The 18,386-nt window shown below is 72.4% G+C and carries 18 protein-coding genes; 2 read left to right on the top strand and 16 right to left on the bottom strand.

Going from position 1 to position 18,386, the window contains the following annotated elements; genetic code table 11:
- Positions 1–89: 89 nt before the first annotated feature.
- Together glyA and creD are read right to left on the bottom strand one after the other, a co-directional pair.
- A complete protein-coding gene (gene glyA, locus K311_RS0105550) occupies positions 90–1,340 on the bottom strand; it encodes a serine hydroxymethyltransferase (RefSeq protein WP_026816493.1) in 1,251 nt (416 codons plus the stop codon).
- Between the two features lie 187 nt (positions 1,341–1,527).
- Entirely contained in the window at positions 1,528–2,931 is a 1,404-nt protein-coding gene (gene creD / locus K311_RS15535) for a cell envelope integrity protein CreD (protein WP_051239555.1), read from the bottom strand.
- 214 nt (positions 2,932–3,145) lie between these two features.
- On the opposite strand from creD, the gene ettA reads away from it, so the two are divergent.
- Positions 3,146–4,810 carry an energy-dependent translational throttle protein EttA gene (gene ettA, locus K311_RS0105540; RefSeq protein WP_026816492.1) on the top strand — a complete coding sequence of 555 codons (1,665 nt, stop codon included), beginning with the start codon at positions 3,146–3,148 and terminating at the stop codon, positions 4,808–4,810.
- A gap of 87 nt (positions 4,811–4,897) precedes the next feature.
- Positions 4,898–5,413, top strand: a complete 516-nt coding sequence (locus K311_RS15530; RefSeq protein WP_051239553.1) for a cytochrome c oxidase assembly factor Coa1 family protein — start codon at positions 4,898–4,900, stop codon at positions 5,411–5,413.
- 212 nt (positions 5,414–5,625) lie between these two features.
- On the opposite strand, the gene K311_RS0105530 is transcribed toward K311_RS15530, so the two are convergent.
- From K311_RS0105530 to xpsH, 14 genes are read right to left on the bottom strand one after another with little or no spacing between them, the layout of a single operon-like run.
- Entirely contained in the window at positions 5,626–6,576 is a 951-nt protein-coding gene (locus K311_RS0105530; protein WP_026816491.1) for a radical SAM/SPASM domain-containing protein, read from the bottom strand.
- A complete protein-coding gene (locus K311_RS0105525) occupies positions 6,573–7,448 on the bottom strand; it encodes a glycosyltransferase family 2 protein (RefSeq protein WP_026816490.1) in 876 nt (291 codons plus the stop codon). Before K311_RS0105525 ends, K311_RS0105530 begins: the two co-directional genes overlap by 4 nt.
- Positions 7,449–7,492: 44 nt before the next feature.
- The gene (locus tag K311_RS17530) at positions 7,493–8,416 is read right to left on the bottom strand and encodes a class I SAM-dependent methyltransferase (protein WP_051239551.1); all 924 of its coding nucleotides are present in this window, start codon (positions 8,414–8,416) and stop codon (positions 7,493–7,495) included.
- 9 nt (positions 8,417–8,425) lie between these two features.
- Positions 8,426–9,280, bottom strand: coding sequence for a glycosyltransferase family 2 protein (locus tag K311_RS0105515; RefSeq protein ID WP_026816489.1), 855 nt, complete (start codon positions 9,278–9,280; stop codon positions 8,426–8,428).
- Positions 9,277–10,458: an ABC transporter ATP-binding protein gene (locus K311_RS0105510; RefSeq protein ID WP_026816488.1), complete on the bottom strand. Its 1,182-nt coding sequence runs from the start codon at positions 10,456–10,458 to the stop codon at positions 9,277–9,279. Before K311_RS0105510 ends, K311_RS0105515 begins: the two co-directional genes overlap by 4 nt.
- On the bottom strand, positions 10,455–11,228 hold the full coding sequence (locus tag K311_RS0105505) for an ABC transporter permease (RefSeq protein ID WP_026816487.1): 774 nt from the start codon (positions 11,226–11,228) through the stop codon (positions 10,455–10,457). Before K311_RS0105505 ends, K311_RS0105510 begins: the two co-directional genes overlap by 4 nt.
- A 1-nt stretch (position 11,229) precedes the next feature.
- Positions 11,230–13,419, bottom strand: coding sequence for a type II secretion system secretin GspD (gene gspD, locus K311_RS0105500; RefSeq protein ID WP_051239549.1), 2,190 nt, complete (start codon positions 13,417–13,419; stop codon positions 11,230–11,232).
- 9 nt (positions 13,420–13,428) lie between these two features.
- Positions 13,429–14,193, bottom strand: a complete 765-nt coding sequence (locus K311_RS0105495; protein ID WP_026816485.1) for a hypothetical protein — start codon at positions 14,191–14,193, stop codon at positions 13,429–13,431.
- Positions 14,190–14,789, bottom strand: a complete 600-nt coding sequence (gene gspM / locus K311_RS15520; protein WP_043796986.1) for a type II secretion system protein GspM — start codon at positions 14,787–14,789, stop codon at positions 14,190–14,192. Before gspM ends, K311_RS0105495 begins: the two co-directional genes overlap by 4 nt.
- A complete protein-coding gene (locus K311_RS15515; protein WP_051239547.1) occupies positions 14,786–15,913 on the bottom strand; it encodes a PilN domain-containing protein in 1,128 nt (375 codons plus the stop codon). The genes gspM and K311_RS15515 overlap by 4 nt, the downstream gene beginning before the upstream one ends.
- Positions 15,913–16,806: a type II secretion system minor pseudopilin gene (locus K311_RS15510; protein ID WP_245570628.1), complete on the bottom strand. Its 894-nt coding sequence runs from the start codon at positions 16,804–16,806 to the stop codon at positions 15,913–15,915. Before K311_RS15510 ends, K311_RS15515 begins: the two co-directional genes overlap by 1 nt.
- Positions 16,803–17,468: a prepilin-type N-terminal cleavage/methylation domain-containing protein gene (locus tag K311_RS15505; protein ID WP_051239543.1), complete on the bottom strand. Its 666-nt coding sequence runs from the start codon at positions 17,466–17,468 to the stop codon at positions 16,803–16,805. The genes K311_RS15510 and K311_RS15505 overlap by 4 nt, the downstream gene beginning before the upstream one ends.
- Positions 17,465–17,923, bottom strand: a complete 459-nt coding sequence (locus K311_RS15500; RefSeq protein WP_043796987.1) for a prepilin-type N-terminal cleavage/methylation domain-containing protein — start codon at positions 17,921–17,923, stop codon at positions 17,465–17,467. Before K311_RS15500 ends, K311_RS15505 begins: the two co-directional genes overlap by 4 nt.
- Positions 17,920–18,372 (bottom strand): type II secretion system protein XpsH, encoded by a 453-nt coding sequence (xpsH, locus tag K311_RS0105465; protein ID WP_043796988.1) that lies wholly within the window; start codon positions 18,370–18,372, stop codon positions 17,920–17,922. Before xpsH ends, K311_RS15500 begins: the two co-directional genes overlap by 4 nt.
- Positions 18,373–18,386 lie beyond the last annotated feature (14 nt).

Genomic DNA, 18,386 nt, shown 5'->3' with positions numbered 1-18,386 from the left:
CGCACTCGTTCCTCGCGCGAACGCGCGCGCTTCCACTCGTTGCTCGTTACTCGTTGCTCGTTCCTCGAACGCCATGGCCATGTCGCGCGTCAGCCGTAGACCGGGAACGCCCGACACTGCCGCGTCACGTTGTCGCGCACCCCCGCGATCACGTTCTCGTCCGTCGGCGCGTCCAGCACATCGCAGATCCACTCGGCCAGCGCGACGCAATCCGGCTCCTTGTAACCACGCGTGGTGACGGCCGGGGTGCCGATGCGCAGGCCGGAGGTGACGAAGGGCGAGCGCGGGTCGTTCGGCACCGAGTTCTTGTTCACCGTGATGTGGGCGGCGCCGAGCGCGGCTTCCGCATCCTTGCCGGTGACGTCGCGGCCGATCAGGTCGATCAGCATCAGGTGGTTCCGGGTGCCGCCGCTGACCACCTTGTAGCCGCGGCCCATCAACGTCTTCGCCATCGCCTGCGCGTTCTTCACGACCTGCTGCTGGTAGGCCTTGAACTCCGGCTCCAGCGCTTCCTTGAAGGCGACGGCCTTGGCGGCGATCACGTGCATCAGCGGGCCGCCCTGGGTGCCCGGGAAGACCATCGAGTTGAGCTTCTTCTCGATGTCCTCGTTCGGGCGCGCCAGGATGATGCCGCCGCGCGGGCCGCGCAGGGTCTTGTGGGTGGTCGAGGTCACGACGTCGGCGTGCGGCACCGGATTCGGATACACGCCGGCGGCGACCAGGCCGGCGACATGCGCCATGTCGACGAAGAACAGCGCGCCGACCGACGCCGCGATCTCCGCCATCCGCTCCCAGTCGACCACCTGCGAATAGGCGCTGAAACCGGCGACCAGCATCTTCGGGTGGTGTTCGTTCGCCAGCCGCTGCACCTCGTCGTAGTCGATCAGGCCGTGCTCGTTCACGCCGTACTGCACGGCGTTGAACAGCTTGCCGCTGAAGTTGACCTTGGCGCCGTGCGTCAGGTGGCCGCCGTGCGCCAGCGACATGCCGAGGATGGTGTCGCCGGGCTTGAGCAGGGCGAGATACACCGCGGCATTGGCCTGCGAGCCGCTGTGCGGCTGCACGTTGGCGTACCAGGCGCCGAACAGTTCCTTGGCGCGCTCGATCGCCAGGCGCTCGGCGATGTCGACGTATTCGCAGCCGCCGTAATAGCGCTTGCCCGGGTAGCCCTCGGCGTACTTGTTGGTCAGCACGGTGCCCTGCGCCTCGAGCACGCGCGGGCTGGCGTAGTTCTCCGAGGCGATCAGTTCGACGTGGTCTTCCTGCCGCTGGCGTTCCTGGGCGATCGCCCGGGCCAGTTCCTCGTCGTACCCCTCGATCCGCATCTCCCTGCCGAACATCGCCCGCTCCTGGCTACCGGAAAGCCGGAATTGTAGCCCGGGCGGTCGCCGGGGCAGTGTCGGCGGGCGCCGTTGGGGATTCGTCGGCGGGCGGCGCCGGCGGCCACCGCCCCGGAGACCGGCCGTTTTACGGGCCGTCAGGCAGCAACGTATCGCCGTGGGTCGGCGAGGTGCCAACACGGACGATTCACGGCGTGTCCGGACCACGACCCGCGGCCGCTTCGCCGGCCGGCGAAGCGAAGCCCGGCGCCGGAACGCGGAACGCGGGGGGCGTGGGGAGGCCGACGTTCGCCCAGTCGAGGCGGCGGGTGAGGGTCATGACGGTGGCGAGGAGGACGAAGAGCAGGAGGCTGCCGACCAGCAGCGCGTAGTCCTCGGAGCGCAGCAGCAGGAAGAGCACCCCGTAGAGCCCGAGCAGGCCGAGGCCGAAAGCGGCGCCGCGGCGGACGCCGCCGAGCACGCCGGCGAGGTAATGGGCGACCAGACCGGCGCAGGCGGTGGCGGCGATCGCGTAGGCGGGGCCGAAGCCGAGGTGTTCGCTGAGCGAGAGCAGCAGCAGGTAGAACATCGCCAGCGCCAGCCCGGTCAGGCCGTAGGCGACGAAGTGCACGGGCCGCGCCGCCAGCGCCTCGACCAGGAACACGGCGCCGAACACCAGCACCAGGAACAGCAGGGCGTACTTCATCGCGCGGTCGGTCATCAGGTAGCGGTCGACCGGTTCGACCAGGCGCAGGCCGAAGCCGGCTTCGTCGAGGGCGGCGCAGTGGCCGCCGGCGACGTTGCAGCGGGTCAGCGCCTGCGGCACCCGGCTCGACAGGCGGGACACCGACCAGGCGGCGGTGAAGCCGTCCTCGCGGACCTCCGGCGCCTGCGGCAGGTGGCGGCCATCGAAGCTCGGGTGCGGCCAGTCGCCGCGGGTCTCGACGGTGGTTTCGCCGGCCACCGGCAGCCAGCCGAGCCAGCCGGTGCCGCTGAGCTGCAGCGACCAGTCGAAGGCGAGCGGACGGTCGAGCGCGGCGACGTCCACCGGCACGTGCAGGCCGGCGCTCAGCCACTCGACGCGGGTGCCGGGCTCGGCGCTGGCGGCGGCGCCGTTCACCTTCAGATCCAGGCCGCGCAGGCCGCGGTTGTCGCCGAGGCCGAGCACCAGCCAGGCGCGCTGCGGGCGCAGGGTGGTGCCGGACTCCGTGGCCGGCACGGTGTGGGTGACGCGGCCCTGCAGGCGCATCGCGTCGTGGTAGAGCAGCACCTGGAACAGGCTGCGGCCGCGGCGCTCGGTGCGCAGGTCGTTGTGAATGTGCAGGGTGTCGGGGCTCACCAGGTACTGGACGGTGGTGCGCTCCTGTTCGAGCTCCTCGCCGATCACGCCGTCGCGGGTGACCAGGCGCTTGGGCTCGGTGACCTGCTCGGCTTCGACCAGCAGCAGCGGGCCGACCACGGTCTGGTTGCCGGCGGTCGCCTGGGCGATCTCGGCGGCGACCTCGGCGCCGCGCTGCTGCCGCTCGGCGACCAGGCCGTAGAGCATCAGCAGCGGGATCATCAGCAGCAGCAACAGGACGCCGACGAGGGCGAGTTTCAGGGCCAGGCGCATGCGCGGGTCTCCGGTGGGGTCGGGACCAGCGTCGGCGGTTTGCGTGAAGGGACGATGGGGCGGCGGTGAACTTAACAACCGGGGTCAGATTCCCGGGTTAAGCGCGCTTAACCCGGGAATCTGACCCCGGTTGTTAAGCCGCTATAATTGCGGGCCCTTCGATCCCACCCCTGCCCGGCCGCGCCAGACGCCGCCGGCTTCCCCGGGAGCACGCATGTCGCAGTACATCTACACCATGATCGGCGTCAGCAAGACGGTGCCGCCGAAGCGCCAGATCATCAAGGACATCTCGCTGTCGTTCTATCCGGGCGCGAAGATCGGCCTGCTCGGCCTCAACGGCGCCGGCAAGTCGACCGTGCTGCGGATCATGGCCGGCGTCGATACCGACTTCACCGGCGAGGCACGTCCGCAGCCGGGCATCAAGGTCGGCTACCTCGAGCAGGAGCCGAAGCTCAATCCCGAGCACACCGTGCGCCAGGCGGTCGAGGAAGGCGTCGGCGACCTGCTGAACGCCCAGGCCGCGCTCGACGCCGTCTACGCCGCCTACGCCGAGCCGGACGCCGACTTCGACAAGCTCGCCGCCGAGCAGCAGCGCCTCGAGGCGATCCTCGCCACCGGCGACGCCGCCACCCTCGAGCTGCAGCTGGAAATCGCCGCCGACGCGCTGCGCCTGCCGCCGTGGGACGCGAAGATCGGCCCGCTGTCGGGTGGCGAGAAGCGCCGCGTCGCGCTGTGCCGCCTGCTGCTGAGCAAGCCCGACATGCTGCTGCTCGACGAACCGACCAACCACCTCGACGCCGAATCCGTCGAGTGGCTGGAGCAGTTCCTGCAGCGCTACCCGGGTACCGTCGTCGCGGTCACCCACGACCGCTACTTCCTCGACAACGCCGCCGAGTGGATCCTCGAACTCGACCGCGGCCGCGGCATTCCGTGGAAGGGCAACTACAGCGAGTGGCTGCAGCAGAAGTCCGAGCGCCTGAAGCAGGAAGAGGCGCAGGAAAAGGGCCGCCAGAAGGCGCTGCAGAAGGAACTCGAGTGGGCCCGGCAGAACGCCAAGGGCGGCCGCAGCAAGGGCAAGGCGCGCCTGCAGCGCCTCGAGGACCTGCAGTCGGTCGAGTACCAGAAGCGCAACGAGACCAACGAGATCTTCATCCCGCCGGGCGAGCGCCTCGGCGACAAGGTGATCGAATTCAAGAACGTCTCGAAGAGCTTCGGCGACCGCCTGCTGATCGACGACCTGAACATCACGATCCCGCCCGGCGCGATCGTCGGCATCATCGGCCCGAACGGCGCCGGCAAGTCGACGCTGTTCAAGATGATCACCGGCGCCGAGAAGCCGGACAAGGGCGAGGTGATCATCGGCCACACGGTGAAGATCGCCTACGTCGACCAGAGCCGCGACGCGCTGGAAGCCGACAAGAACGTCTGGCAGGCGGTGTCCGGCGGCAGCGACATCATCACGATCGGCAAGGTCGAGATCCAGTCGCGCGCCTACATCGGCCGCTTCAACTTCAAGGGCAGCGACCAGCAGAAGCTCGTCGGCACGCTGTCGGGCGGTGAGCGCGGTCGCCTGCACATGGCCAAGACCCTGCTGCAGGGCGGCAACGTGCTGCTGCTCGACGAACCCTCGAACGACCTCGACATCGAAACGCTGCGCGCGCTCGAGGACGCGCTGCTCGAATTCCCGGGCTGCGCGCTGGTGATCTCGCACGACCGCTGGTTCCTCGACCGCATCGCCACCCACATCCTCGCCTTCGAGGGCGACTCGCACGTCGAGTTCTACCAGGGCAACTACCGCGAGTACGAAGAGGACAAGAAGCGCCGCCTCGGCGAGGAAGGCTCGAAGCCGCACCGCCTGCGCTTCAAGGCGCTGAAGTGACTTAGGGGTGGGCGAGTTCGTACGAAGTACCTCCTCGCCGCTGGGGAGGTAGTAACCTAGGCAGCGGGACATCGCCGGGGAACGAGCATGCACGACCGACCGCAACGCAGCTGGTGGGGCCGCCACTGGAAATGGGCCGCGCCCGGCGGCTGCCTGCTGCTCGTCCTGCTGGCGATCGGCAGCTGCGCGGCGCTGTTCGGCGGCATCCTCGGGGTGATGAAGAGCTCGGGCGCCTACGGCCAGGGGGTCGAGCGCGCGCAGCAGCATCCGGCGGCGATCGCCGCGCTCGGCGCGCCGATCACCGCCGGCTGGATGCTGCAGGGCCAGTTCAACGACAGCGGTGACAGCGGCAACGCGAACTACACGTTGCCGCTGACCGGGCCGAAAGGCGCGGGCACGCTGCACGTGCGGGCGGTGAAGCTCGAGGGCGTCTGGTACTTCCGGAGGCTCGAACTGCGACCGGAGGGCGGTGACCGCATCGAGCTGCTCAGCCCGGAGGAAATCGCCGTCGCCAAGGGCCTCGAGGCGCGTTCCGGCGCGCTGGAAGCGGACGACGACGATCTCCCGGCGGTCGAAGCCGAAGACGGCGGCGATCGCATCTGATGCCACCGCGCCGTCATGAACGCGAGGCGTCGGGCCTCGCCGACCGTCTCGTGTCCGCCGCTTTCGGCGGCCTGGGACTGCTGCTGGGCCCGCGCGCCGCGGACCTTCTCGGCGGCGCGATCGCGGCGATCTGGTCCGCGGAGGCGTACATGTCGGCCTCGTCTTCCTGGCGCGCAGCGCGGCGGCGAAGGGCTGGTTGCGCTGACCCGACTTCAGGTATCCAGCGCCGCCTGTTGCGGGGCGCCGGGCGCCCGCGCCGGCCCGACCTCGCACTGGCTGCAGATGCGCAGCTGGTCGCGGCGGAACGCGAGGTCGTCGAGGAATCCCGCGCGCGCGGCGCCGGCGAGCACGTCGTTGTAGGTCTGCGTGCGCAGGTTGCCGAGCACCGCCGCCTGCGGGTGCACGCAGCAGGGCACGACGGTGCCGTCGGCGTCGCAGTAGAGCTGGTGGATCTGGCCGTCCCAGGGATGCTCGGTGAACTCGGACGGGTCGGCCATGAACAGGCAGACGCCCTCGCCCGCCGCCGGGTCGCGGCCGGTCATGTTGCGCTTCGAATCCGGCAGCCACATCCAGCGGCGGAAGCGCGGGGTGAAGCCGCGCGGCTCGAGGAAGGCGCGCCAGCGCTCGCGCGCGGCCTCGTCCTCGCAGACGGTCATCGTCATCAGCTCGAGATGCGGGCAGTGGCGATCGCGCAGTTCCTTCGTGCGCTCGAGGAACTCCACCAGCCGGTCCCACTTCGACGGCGGCCGCAGGCGCTCGTAGTCGGCCGGGGTGCCGTCGCCGTCGCAGCTGACGATCAGCCGGGTCAGCACGCCGGTGGCCAGGGCCGCCTCGAAATCGTCCCAGTAGACCTTCTGCGCATTCGTGGACAGCTCGACCTGTTCGGCGGTCCAGCGCTGCGCGCGGATGTGCGGCAGCAGCGTCGACAGGCCGCGGTGCAGCAGCGGCTCGCCGAAATTGAACAGGCGCAGCAGGTGGATGCGGTCGACGTCGATGTTGCGCAGGATCGCCGCGAAGGCGTCCTCGGCGATCTGCGACACCTTCGGCTGCAGGATCGAGTTCGGGCAGCCGACGCAGCGCAGCTGGCAGCCGTGCACGATGTCCAGATGCGCCAGGTAGATGCTGTCCGCACGGCGCGGCGCCGGCGGCGTCGCCGGCGTCACGGCGCCGCCCCGCGCTGCGCACGCTCGCGGCGGGCGCGCCAGAGCAGGCCGGGCGCGCCGAGCAGGAAATGCAGCCACAGCGCCACCCACACCGCCGGCGCGGTCCAGGAACGCCCGCGCGGCGCCTCGAACTTGCGGAAATAGCGCCACATGCCGCGGTGCTTGTGCCAGGACACCCGCAGCGGGCGGCGGCGGCTGGAGACGCCGTTGACGTGCACGACGCGCAGGTCGTTGGCGACCAGCACCTCGTAGCCGCCGTCGCGCACGCGCCGGCACAGGTCGAGGTCCTCGACGTGCAGGCGGTAACCCTCGTCGAAGCCGCCCAGGCGCAGGAACAGCCCGGTCGGCAGCAGCATCAGCGCGCCCGACACCGCGTCGACGAGCTGCAGCGCCAGGGCCGGATCGCGGCCGAGGTAGAGGTCGTCGCGGCGGCCGAAGCGCAGCAGCAGGTCGGCCAGCGACGGATCGCTGCGGCGCGAGTTCGGGTCGACGACGCCGGCCTCGTCGACCATCTCGACGCCGAGCAGGCCGGCGCCGGGGCGCTCGCGCGCATGCCGCACGAGCCGCGACAGGGTGTCGCGCTCGACGTAGCAGTCGGGGTTCACGAAGGCGATCCACGGCTGCGCGAACGCGGTCGCACCCTGGTTGCAGGCGGCGGCGAAGCCGACGTTGTCGGCGTTCACGACCAGGCTCAGGCGTTCGTCGCGCGCGCAGAGTTCGCGGACGATGGCGACGGTGGCGTCGCTCGATGCATTGTCGATGACGACGATGCGGAAGACGTCGCGCGCGGCGAGCAGGCGCTGCAGGCATTCGCCGATCGTGCCGGCGCTCTCGTGGCTGACGACGACGACGCCGATGTCGTTGGCACCGATGCCGACCGCGCCGGGCGACGTCAGCAGCTCGCCGGTGCCTGCGCTCACGGCGCGCCGCCGCGCAGGCGCGCCAGTTCGGCCTCGAGGTGGGCGATGTGGGCGGCGGCGGCGCGGTTGCGCCGGACCTCGTCGCGGTAGTCGGCGTAGACGCTCTCGGCGGCGTCGCCGTACAGCGACAGCGGCGGCAGCGTCGCGAGTGCGGCGGCTTCGTGCGCGCAGGCCGCCAGGTAGTACATCGGCGGGTAGGCGAGGCCGGGATGGAAGGCCGCGCCGTCATGCGTCACCAACTGCGCCTGTGCACCGACCCCCGCCCCCGTAGGAGCGCCTTCAGGCGCGATCCCAATGCGCATTGGGATCGCGCCTGAAGGCGCTCCTACGGGGGCGGGGGGGAGGTCCCACAGCACCGACTGGAACAACAGCTTCTGCGCATACAGCCGCCGCGCCGGGAATGCGTCCGCCAGCAGCGCCTCGAACTCCTCCCGGTAAAGCTCCCGCACGTGATGCGGATTGCTCTCCCCGGTCGCGTCGCTGTACTGGCGCTTGTCCGGTGTCGAGACCAGCAGGATCCCGCCCGGCGCCAGCAGCCGCGCGAAGCCCGCCAGCAGGGCTTCCTGGGCCTGCAGGTGCTCGAGCGTCTCGAAGCTGGTGATCAGGTCGAAACCGGCGTCCGGCAGCGCGTCGAGCGCGGCGGCGTCGGCGACCTCGAAACGCAGGTTGGCGGCGTCGCCGTAGCGGCCACGGGCATGTTCGACGGTGGCACCGTCGAGGTCGACGCCGAGGACCGACCTGGCCCCGGCCGCGGCCAGCAGGGCGCTGCCGTAACCCTCGCCGCAGGCCGCGTCGAGCACCCGGCGGCCGGCGGCCAGCGGCCGGGCGAAGGCGTAGCGGTGCCAGTGCTCGTGAGCGATCTCGCGCACGCACTCGGGCGTGAAGCGCTCGCCGGTGAACGGCAGGACGGAAACGGACATGCGCGAATGCTAGCCGAACAGGTCCCGCTGCGGCCCGCTGCGGGCCAGATGCTCGATGCGCTCGTTCAGGCGCTGGCGCAGCAGCGCCAGCGGGTCGGCGAGGATGAAGCGGGCGACGCGCTCGTTGTAGTCCGGCCAGCGCGCCAGCAGCCGCGCCAGGTTGTCGCCGTTCGGGGCCAGCCCGAGCGGCCCGAACGAGGCGCCGCCGAGGTGCACCACGTAGGCCTGCGGGCACAGCACATTGCGCCAGCCCATCGCCGCCGCGCGCAGGCAGAAGTCGTTCTCCTCGCCGTAGCCGCGGCCGAAGGTGGCGGCGTCGAAGCCGCCGAGCGCGCGCAGTGCCGCCCGCCGCACGACCATGCAGAAGCCGACCGCGGTCGGCAGCTCGACCGCGGCGGCGTCGAGGCCGGCGGCGGCTTCGGCGATGGCCTCCGGATCGTCCGGCGGCGGATTGTCCTCGCAGAAGCGCGGGAACGAGCAGATCTCGGCGTTGTTCGACCACGGCGTCACGGTCGCGATCCGCGGGTCCGCCGCCGCGCAGGCGGCCAGGCGCTGCAGCCACCCGGTCGTCACCACGGTGTCGCTGTTGAGCAGCACGAGGTCGGCGTCTCCGGTCTCGGCGAATGCGGCATTGCAGTTGCCCGGGAAGCCGAGGTTGCGCGCGCGCGTCACCACCCGCACCGCCAGCCGGCTGCGCGCCGCGAAACCCGCCAGCAGCGGCGCGATGCGCGGATCGGAACTGGCGTCGTCGGCGAGGAGGACGTTCGTGCCGGCCGGCAGCGTACGCTCGAGCGCGGCCAGGCAGCCGTCGAGCGCGTCCAGCCCGTTGAACACCGGCACGACGACGGTCGGCAGGCCGCTCATGGATTCCACCGATGCGGCAGACGCACCACGCCGAACTCGCGTGACTCCCCGCGCACGGTGATCTCCCGCTCGCGCTGGTCGAACAGGCGCAGGCCTTCCGCATCCAGCGCGAAACTCCGCAACCGGTAGTTCCCCGGCAGCAGCGGCAGCGCCGGGAATTCGACGACGAAGCGGAAGCGGCCGTCGCCGAGCGCCTCGCCCGGCACGCCGTCGATTTCGCTGCTGACGCCGTAGACCGGCGTGCCGTCCGCGCGCAGCCAACCGAACATCGCCACCGGCGCGCGGCCGTCGCGCACCGCCAGCACCAGTTCGTGGCGCAGCGTCGCGCCGGGTTCGAGCAGCAGCGGCGTGGCGCTTTCGTCGCCGTTGCTGCGCGCCGACTCGATGACGACATCGCCACCGCGGGCCGCCGCCGGCGCCGCCTCGGCCGCCGGCTGCTTCGCTTCCTGCGCCGCGAGATAGGCCTGGCTGACGTCGAACACGTCCCCCGCCATCGCCACACGCCCGGCGTCGAGCCACAGCGCGCGCCGGCACAGCTTCTGCACGTGGTACATCGAATGCGACACCAGCAGCAGGGTGCCGCCGCCGGCGAGGTAGCCGTCGATCCAGCGGATGCACTTGCGCTGGAAGTTCTCGTCGCCGACCGCCAGCACCTCGTCGGTCACCAGCAGTTCCGGGCGCACCGCGGCGATCACCGCGAAGCCCAGGCGCACCACCATGCCCGAGGAGTAATGCTTCACCGGCTCGTCGATATAGGCGCCGATGTCGGCGAAGGCCTCGATCTCCGGCAGCTTCGCCGCCAGCATGCGCGGCTCGAGCCCGTACAGCGCCGCCGCCAGGCGCACGTTGTCGCGGCCGCTGAGTTCGGGATGGAAGCCGGCGCCGAGTTCGAGCAGGGCGCCGATGCGGCCGCGCGCCGAAACCGTGCCGCTGCTCGGCGTCAGCACGCCGGTCACCAGCTTGAGCAGGGTCGACTTGCCGGCGCCGTTCTCGCCGATCACCGCCAGCGATTCACCGGGCCGCACGGCGAAGGACACGTCCTCGAGCACCTGGGTGTAGCGTCGCGCCGGCCGCCCGCGCAGCACGTCCCACAGCGCCGCGACGCGGTCGCCGCGGTGGCCGAGCACCGGATAGCGCTTGCCCAGGCCGACGGCCTCGACCAGTGGCGCGGCGCTCACAGGAAATCCTCCAGATGGCTGCGCGCCGCGCGCAGGAAACGCGCCGACAGCCACACCGCGAGCAGCGCCGCGGCCGCATTGCCGGCCAGCGCGGGCCAGTTCACGGCCGCGTCCGGCAGCAGCGCCGCGCGCACCGCCTCGATCGGCACCGTCGCCGGATTCAGCACCAGCCCGTCGGCGAGCGCCGGCGGCAGCGCCGCGCGGTCGTACAGCACCGGCGCCAGGAAGAAACCGAGCGACAGCAGCGCGACGATCACCGCGCCGATGTCGCGCAGGAACACCTGCAGCACCGCCAGCGTGCGCGCCAGCGCCAGCGCCCACAGCGCCACCGTCGCCAGCGCCGGCAGCAGCGCCGGCGCCCCGCTCCACTGCAGCGACACCCCGAACAGCGGCAGCGCGACCAGCACGACGACGAAGCCGGCGATCTCGAGCAGCACCGCACCGGCGACCCGGCTGTCGACGTAGAGGCGGTGCGGCACCGCGACCTTGCCGATCAGCGCGGCGTTGTCGGTGAGCGCGGTGACGCCGCGGTTGGCGGCGTTGGCGAGCAGGTTCCATGGCCACAGCCCGAGCGCGAGGAAAGCCGCGTAAGGCAGCGCCCCGCCGGCCGCGCGCGCCGGCAGCACGCTGCCGAACACCCAGGCCAGCACCGCCAGCTGCAGCAGCGGCAGCAGCAGCAGCCAGGCGGCGCCGAGCAGGCTGCCGCGCCAGCGTTCCTCGAGTTCGCGGCGCAACAGCTCGCGGAAGACGGCGCGGGTCGCCGGGATCATCTCAGCGGCGTTCGGCGTCCGGCGCGCGCAGCGGATCGAGGGCGCGAAAACGCTCGCCGTACTCGTCGGTCAGGCGACGGGCCTCGTTCGGATCACGGATCACCGTCGGCGTCACCAGGATGATCACCTCGGTGCGCGTGCGGTTGTTGATCTGGCGCCCGAACAGGCCGCCGATCACCGGCAGCCGCGACAGCCCCGGAATACCGTCGGAGCCGCGCAGGCCGTTCTCCTGGATCAGACCGCCAAGCATCACCGTTTCGCCGCTCTTGATCGCCGCCTCGGTGGTCATCGAGCGGCTGCTGATCGGCACGTTGCCGTTGGCGTCCGGGGTGTCGCCGGGCGAGCTGACTTCCTGCTCGATCTCCATGAACACGGTGCCGTCGCGGCTGATGCGCGGCTTCACGGTCAGGATCACGCCGGTGTCGAGGTACTGCACGTTCGTGTACGTGCCGTCGTTGCCGCCGGTGATCGGATTGAAGCTGGTGCTGTTGACCGGGATCTTGTCGCCGACGTCGAGGCGGGCCTCGGCGTTGTTGCGCACCACCACCGACGGCGTCGACAGGATGCGGATGTCGGAATAGCGGTCGAGCGCGCTGATCACCGCCGCCGCGTTCGGGCCGCGGAAGCTCCAGCCGAGGCCGGTGTCGCCGACACCGCCGGCGACGTCGCCCCAGACCCGGCCGACACCGTTCGCGCCGGGGAAGTCGTCGGGGATCGCGTTCTCGAAGAACCAGTTGACGCCGTAGCTGAGCTGGTCGCGCAGCACGACCTCGACCACCTGCGCCTCGATGTGCACCTGCAGCGGCATCGTGTCCAGGCGCTCGATCGTGCGCCGGATCGACTCCCACTGCACCGGCGTCGCCCGCACCAGCAGCGCATTGGATTCCTCGACCGCGCTGATCGAAACGTCGTCGGAACTGCCCAGGGCGATGCCGCCGCCGCGCTCGCCACCGCGGGCCGCGGCCTCGCGGCGGGCGTTCTCGGCGCGGGCGCCGGGGTCGGCGGCGTCCGGCGCCGGGGTGTCGATCGTGCGCATCCGCACCGGATCCAGGCCCGGCATGATCGACGGCGGACCGCCGGCGTCGACGCGGCCACCGCCGGCGCCACTGCCCCCGCCGAAGACCTGGCCCAGCTGCTCGGCCAGGTCGACCGCCTTCATGTACAGCACTTCGTAGGTGTACAGCCGCGGCGCCTCGCCGCCACCGGCGTCCAGGCGCTCGATCCACGTGCCGATCTCGCGCAGGTAGCGCGGCTGCGGGGTGATCACCATCACCGCGTTCTGCCCGGCCAGCGGCATGAAGCGGACCATGCCGGCGAGCGGGGTCGCGCCCTCGGCGCCGAACACGCCCTCGAGGCTGTCGACCACTGCCTCGGCCTCGCCGGACATCAGCGGGAACACGCCGACCGACATGCCGGCCAGCCAGTCGACGTCGAAGATCTCGACCGTGCGCAGGTAGTTCGTGAGCTCGGCGCGGGTGCCGGCGAGCACGATCAGGTTGCGCGCGTTGTCGACGCTGACGATCGCCTGCGGCCGCGCGTAGGGCTCCAGGATCTTCTTCATCTCGCTGGCCGAGATGTACTGCAGCGGCACCGCCCGCACCTCGTAGCCGCGGGCGCTGGCCGGACCGCCGGTGCGCGGCGCCAGATTGCCCGGCAGCGCCTGGTCGGCCGGGACGATGTTGTAGCGGCCGTCGGACCAGATCATCCGCGCGTTGTTCCAGGCCAGCGCGTTCTCCAGCAGGCTCAGGGCCTGGGCGCCGTTGACCGGCCGCGGCGTCGCCAGCGTCACCTGGCCCTGCACGCCCGGCGCGATCACGTAGTTCTGCTGCAGCAGGTCGCCGAGGATCGCCTTCACCACCGCGTGCAGCGACTGGCCCTCGAAGTTGAACGTGGCCTCGCCGACGCCGTCGAGCGAGGGCGCCGGCTGCGCGGCGAGTTCCTGGTTGATCACGCGGCCGGTGCCGGGCACCAGCACCGCGCCGGGACCGCCCGTCGCGGCCACGGCGCCGGCATCGGCCGGGCCGGCGTCGACGGGGACGTCCGCCGGGGGCGGCAGCACCACCGCGGCATCGGCACGGGCGAGCGGGTCGGCGCCGCGCTGGATCACCGGCGGCGAGGTCGTCGCGCAGCCGGCGAGGAATACGAGCAGGGCCAGGCCCAGGACGATCGCCGGGGTCGGAATCTTCTTCATCGGATCACTCTACCTGTTGTCCCCTGCCTGGGCCGCGCGTTCGCGGGCGTTCTCCTGGGCCCGCATCGCCCGCCGCGCCTCGATGCGGCGGCGGATCGCCTCGACCTGCTGTTCCGGCGTCAGTTCCTCGGCCGCGCCGGGATTCGCCGGTGCCGCCACGTTGGCGCCGTCGCTGGCCGGGGCCGGCACCGGGGCGGCGGCATCGGCAGCCGGCGAAGGCGGCGCGGCGGCGTTCGCGGGGGCCGGCGGCGTCGGCGCGGCCAGCGGCGGTGGCATCGGCGCGCCGGTGCCGTCGAATACCCGCAGCGCCAGTTCGCGCCGGCCCTGCGGCCCGTCGAACACCGCCAACCGCGGCTGCAGTTCGACCAGGCGCCAGCCGGTGCCTGGCACGCCCTCGCCGATCCGCACGCGGTAGGCGGTCGGGTCGTCCGGGCGCTCGACGATCGCCAGCTTCACGTCGCCGACCAGCAGCACGCTGGTCAGCACGACGTCGAGTGGGGCGTCCTCGGCGCCGGCGCTCGCGGCGACCGGCGCCGGCCGGCGGTCGGCATTGAGCAGCGGCCGTTCGGCGACTTCGGCATACATCGACAGCGGGCCGAGGCGGTTTTCCATCTCGACCAGGCTCACCGCCGGCAGCGGCGGCGCCAGCGCGGGATTCTCCGGATGCGGGCCGACGGTGCCGCCGAGCCCGAGCAGGGCGAGCACCAGCAGGCCGAGGCCCCAGAAGGCGGTCGCGGCGAGCAGGCCGGTCGTGGCCGGTACGCGGGCGATCATCCGCCCTCCCCGGCCGTCGCCGGCGTCTTCAGGTAGCCGTACAGGTCGAAGCTGACCTCGAGCGCACCGCCCTCGCGGGCATTGCCGAGGAAGCTGCGCCGCGACAGCAGGTCGAGGTTGTCGATGAACAGCTGCGGGCTGCCGCTCTCGAGCGCGTGCAGGATCGCCGCCAGCTCGCCCATGCCGCAGCGCAGCGTCACCTTCACGGTGGCGCGCACGAAGGGTTCCTCGACCCGCGATTCCGACGGCGTGCGCGCGGTGATCCGGCAGCTGGCGGCGCCACCGGTGGTGCCTTCGACCACCGCCTCGAGCCGCTGCACCAGGGCCGCGGTCGCGAGCTGGCGGTTGCTCTCGGGCAGGAAGCCGGGATTGCCCTCCTCGAAGGCGCGCACCCCGGCCAGCGCCAGTTCCAGCTGCGGCTTCTGCGCGATCTCGGCGCGCAGCAGCTGCTGCTGGTCGCGCAGTTCCTGGATGCGGTCGCCCATCGCCAGCATCGGCACGGTGAACCACCAGTGCACGAACACGAAATAGGCCAGCACCGCGACCACCGCCAGCCCCGCGAGTACGCCGGCGCGCCGCTTCATCACCGGATTCATTCGACCTCCGGCGCGGCGGCGGGCGCCGCGACGATCGTCGCGGTCAGCGTGAAGCGGTCGCGGCCGCTGCGCGGGTCGGCCTGCACGGCGCCGGCCAGCGCCGGTTCGCGCAGCAGCGGCGATTCCTGCAGCAGCGCGACCAGCGCCGGCGCCGCCCGGCTCTGGCCGACGATCACCAGGCGGTCGCCGGTGACCGCGAGCTTGTCGAGGGCGGTGTCGTCGGGGATGCGCCGGGTCAGGTCGGCGAGCACTTCCAGCATCGTCGGCCGCGCGGCGCGGGCGTTGGCGAGGAAGTTCGCGGCGTTCGCCGACACCTGCAGCTGGTTACGCAGGCGGCGCGCCTCGCGCGCCTCGTCGTTCGCGGCGGCGACGGCGGCCTCGAATTCGGCGAGCTTGCGCGCGCGGTTGTCGAGCACCAGCCAGCCGGCCAGCACGATCGAGAACACCGCCGCGGCGGCCAGCATCAGGTTCAGCCGCCGCACCGGGTGGCTGCGGCTTTCGCGGCGGCCGGCGGGCAGCAGGTTGACGCCGAGGCGGCGGCCGTCGGCGGCGACCGCGTCGACGCCGGCGATGCCGGCGGCGAGCGGCCCGATCGCCTTCAGCGCCGCATCGAGGCTGTTCTTCGGCAGCACCAGCAGTTCGACCTGCAGGTGCTGGCCACCGGCGTCGCGGCCGAGCACGCGGCCCTCGAAGCAGACCTGGTCGGCGGCGAACGGCGTCTGCCGGTCGATCTCGAAGCCGAGCACCTCGCGCAGCCGCGGCTCGGCGGCGGCAGGCAGGCTCAGCACGCGCCGCAGCACGGTCGAGGCCGGCAACAGCAGCCAGCGCGGGGCGCCGGCCTGGTCGAGACGGCGGCCGATCTCGGCGAGGTCGGCGGCATCGTCGCCGGCGACGGCGCCGAGGTGGCGGTCGCCCTGGCGGTCGCTGGCGAACAGTTGAATGCCGTCGGCGCCCGGCTGCAGGAACAGGCGCTGGGCGCCGTCCTCGAACAGCGCCCGCCAGCGCCGCGGCAGCAGCGCGCGCAGGGCCTCGCCGGCCTCGGCCAGCCAGCCCGGGAACGGGCTGCGGGCGACGCGCAGCGACAGGTTTTCCAGCAGGGCGGGCAGGCGGTCGGCGGCAGGCATCAGTCGGGTTCTCCCACCCGCCACGCCAGCGGCGCGTAGGTCTGTCCGAAGCCGGCGCCGGCGCCGATGCGGATGACGGCGGTGATCCGGACCTCGGTGCCGTCCGGGCGGGTGGCGCGGCTGGCGACACTATACGTACCCGATCCGACCACGGCGAGGGCGCTGCCGTCGGGCAGCAGCGGCAACGGCAGGCCCGGCTCCCAGGCGGCGCGTTGCGCCAGCAGCGTCGCCACCAGGTCCGGCGCCAGGCCCATCGCCAGCAGCACCGGACCGGGCGCGAAGGCCGCGTCGGGCTCGGGGCGCGAGGTGAAGACGGTCAGATAGGGCTCGAGCAGGCGATAGGTCTCCAGGTCCATGCCGAGCACCTGCTGCAGCTCGCTCAGGCTGACGAAGGGCGCGTCCTTGGCGCCGTAGGGCAGGCCGGCGGCTTCGTAGTCGCGGTCCTCGGCGCCGCCTTCGATCGCCAGCAGGTCGTCCGGGTCGCGGAAGTCCTGGATCGCGCCGGCCAGGGCGCGGGCACGGGCGTCGTCCATGCCGAGGGCGCGCATCAGTTCGGCCAGCTGCGGCGACTCGACGACGTTGAGGTCGAACTTGCCGGCCTCGTCCTGCACCGCGACGGTCAGGGTCCAGCCCTCGAACTCGAAGGTGTTGTCACGACCGTCGGCCATCCAGCGCGCGTTCGGGTCGCTGGCGGCGAGCCGGTAGGCGGCCATCTCGACGCCGGCCTCGGCCATGTGCCGGCCGACCGCCTGCTGGCGCAGCGCAGTGCCCTGCAGCGCCTCGGTGCGCGCGGTCAGCGCGAACACCGCGACCAGGCCCGACAGCAGCAGCACGATCCACAGCACGATCAGCAGCGCGGCGCCGCGCGCGTGCGCACGCATCGGCCGGCTCATTCCTCGTCCTCCCGCGGCACCCCGGGGGTGTCGCCGCTGGCCACCGGCGGCGCGTTCTGGCCCAGCCGCGGCGCCACCACCAGGGTCGGCCAGTCGCCGGCACCGTCCTGCATGCGCAGGCGCAGGCGCACCAGGCGCGGGATCTCGTCCGGGTTCTTCCAGCGGGAGGTCCAGCCGCCGGCGTTGCCGCGCTCGTCGAAACGCCGGGTCTCGAAGCGGCCCTCGGCGATGCCGTCGAGCAGCACCTCGGGTTCGCGCTCGGGCTCGGCCGGGCCGTCGAGGGTCAGCAGGCGGTGTTCGAACTCCAGGCGCAGGCCGCCGCGGTCCGGCACCAGCCGGAAGGTCTGCAGGTAGGGGCCGCCGCGCGACAGGTAGCCTGGCATCGGCGCGACGAAGCTGAGCTCGTCGCCGGCGGCCAGGAAGACTTCCGGGGCGTCGTCGGCGTCCACCGGCGCCATCGGCAGCGGCATCGCCGCCGCCAGTTGCCGGCGCAGGAAGCCCTGCACCGCGCGCAGCCGCTCCTGCCGCTGCGCGGTCTCCTCGGCGCGCTCGGTGGCCTGGGTGGCGTTGCGCAGCGTCGCGAAGCCGAGCGCCAGCGCCGCCGCCAGCAGGGTCACCACCAGCATCATCTCGACGAGGGTGAAGCCGCGCGCGCGCTTCATGGCCCGATCGCCTCCGGCGCCGGGAAGCGCGACCGCAGCGTCACGAACTGCAGGCTGCGCGCCCAGTCGTCCTCGCCCCAGTGCACATCGAGCTGCACGCGGTAGAGGATCGGTTCGCCGAGACGGCGGCCGACGCGTTCGACCGGCGACTGGTCCAGCGACGGCAGCGGTGGCGGCACCGGGTCCTCGACCTGCTCGATCCGCAGCTCCCAGCGGTAGCGGCCGCCGTCGAACTCGCCGTGGTGTTCGCCCGGCTCCAACGGGCCCATCACCCCGAGCTGTTCGAGCAGCGACTGCGCGTGCAGGGCGGCGCCGGTGGCGTCGCCGGATTGCCGCACCTGGGTCAGGCCGCCACCGAGGATCGCCACCAGCAGGCCGAGCCCGACCGTGAGCAACAGGAAGGACAGCAGCAGTTCCAGCAGGGTGAAACCGTGCTGGCGAGCCGGCGTGCTCACGGCTCGCCCCGGCCGCGCGCCAGCTTCACCTCGCCGGTGAGCCAGCCGATGTCGATGCGCCAGGCGGCGTCGCGGTACTGCAGCACGATGCGGCCGCCGGTGGCGGCGCCGTCGGGGAAGAAGCGCACGACCGCGACCTCGCGCTGCGGGCGCGGGTCGCGGGCGGTGGTGACGATCAGTTCGAAGTCCTCGGGCACGCGGCCGCTGCGGCCGCCGGCGCCGCGCCACGCGCGGCTGCCGAGGTCGAGTTCGAACACCTGCTCGCGGCCGCTGGCGATCGCCTGTGCGCGGGTGAAGCGCAGCTGGGTCGCCAGCTCGCGGGCGCTGCCGCGCAGTTGCTGCCCGGGCATCGCCCGGCCGATCGTCGCCGCGGCGATGCCGGCGAGCATCGCGATCAGGGCGATGACGACGACGATCTCGAGCAGCGAGAAGCCGCGCTGGCGCTTCATCGTCGTCGCCGGCG

It is taken from the genome of Arenimonas composti TR7-09 = DSM 18010, from assembly GCF_000426365.1.
In the GTDB taxonomy this organism is placed as follows: Bacteria; Pseudomonadota; Gammaproteobacteria; order Xanthomonadales; family Xanthomonadaceae; genus Arenimonas; species Arenimonas composti.
The sequence above is the reverse complement of the archived record's forward strand: the minus strand, read 5'-3'. Positions and strand labels throughout refer to the sequence as shown.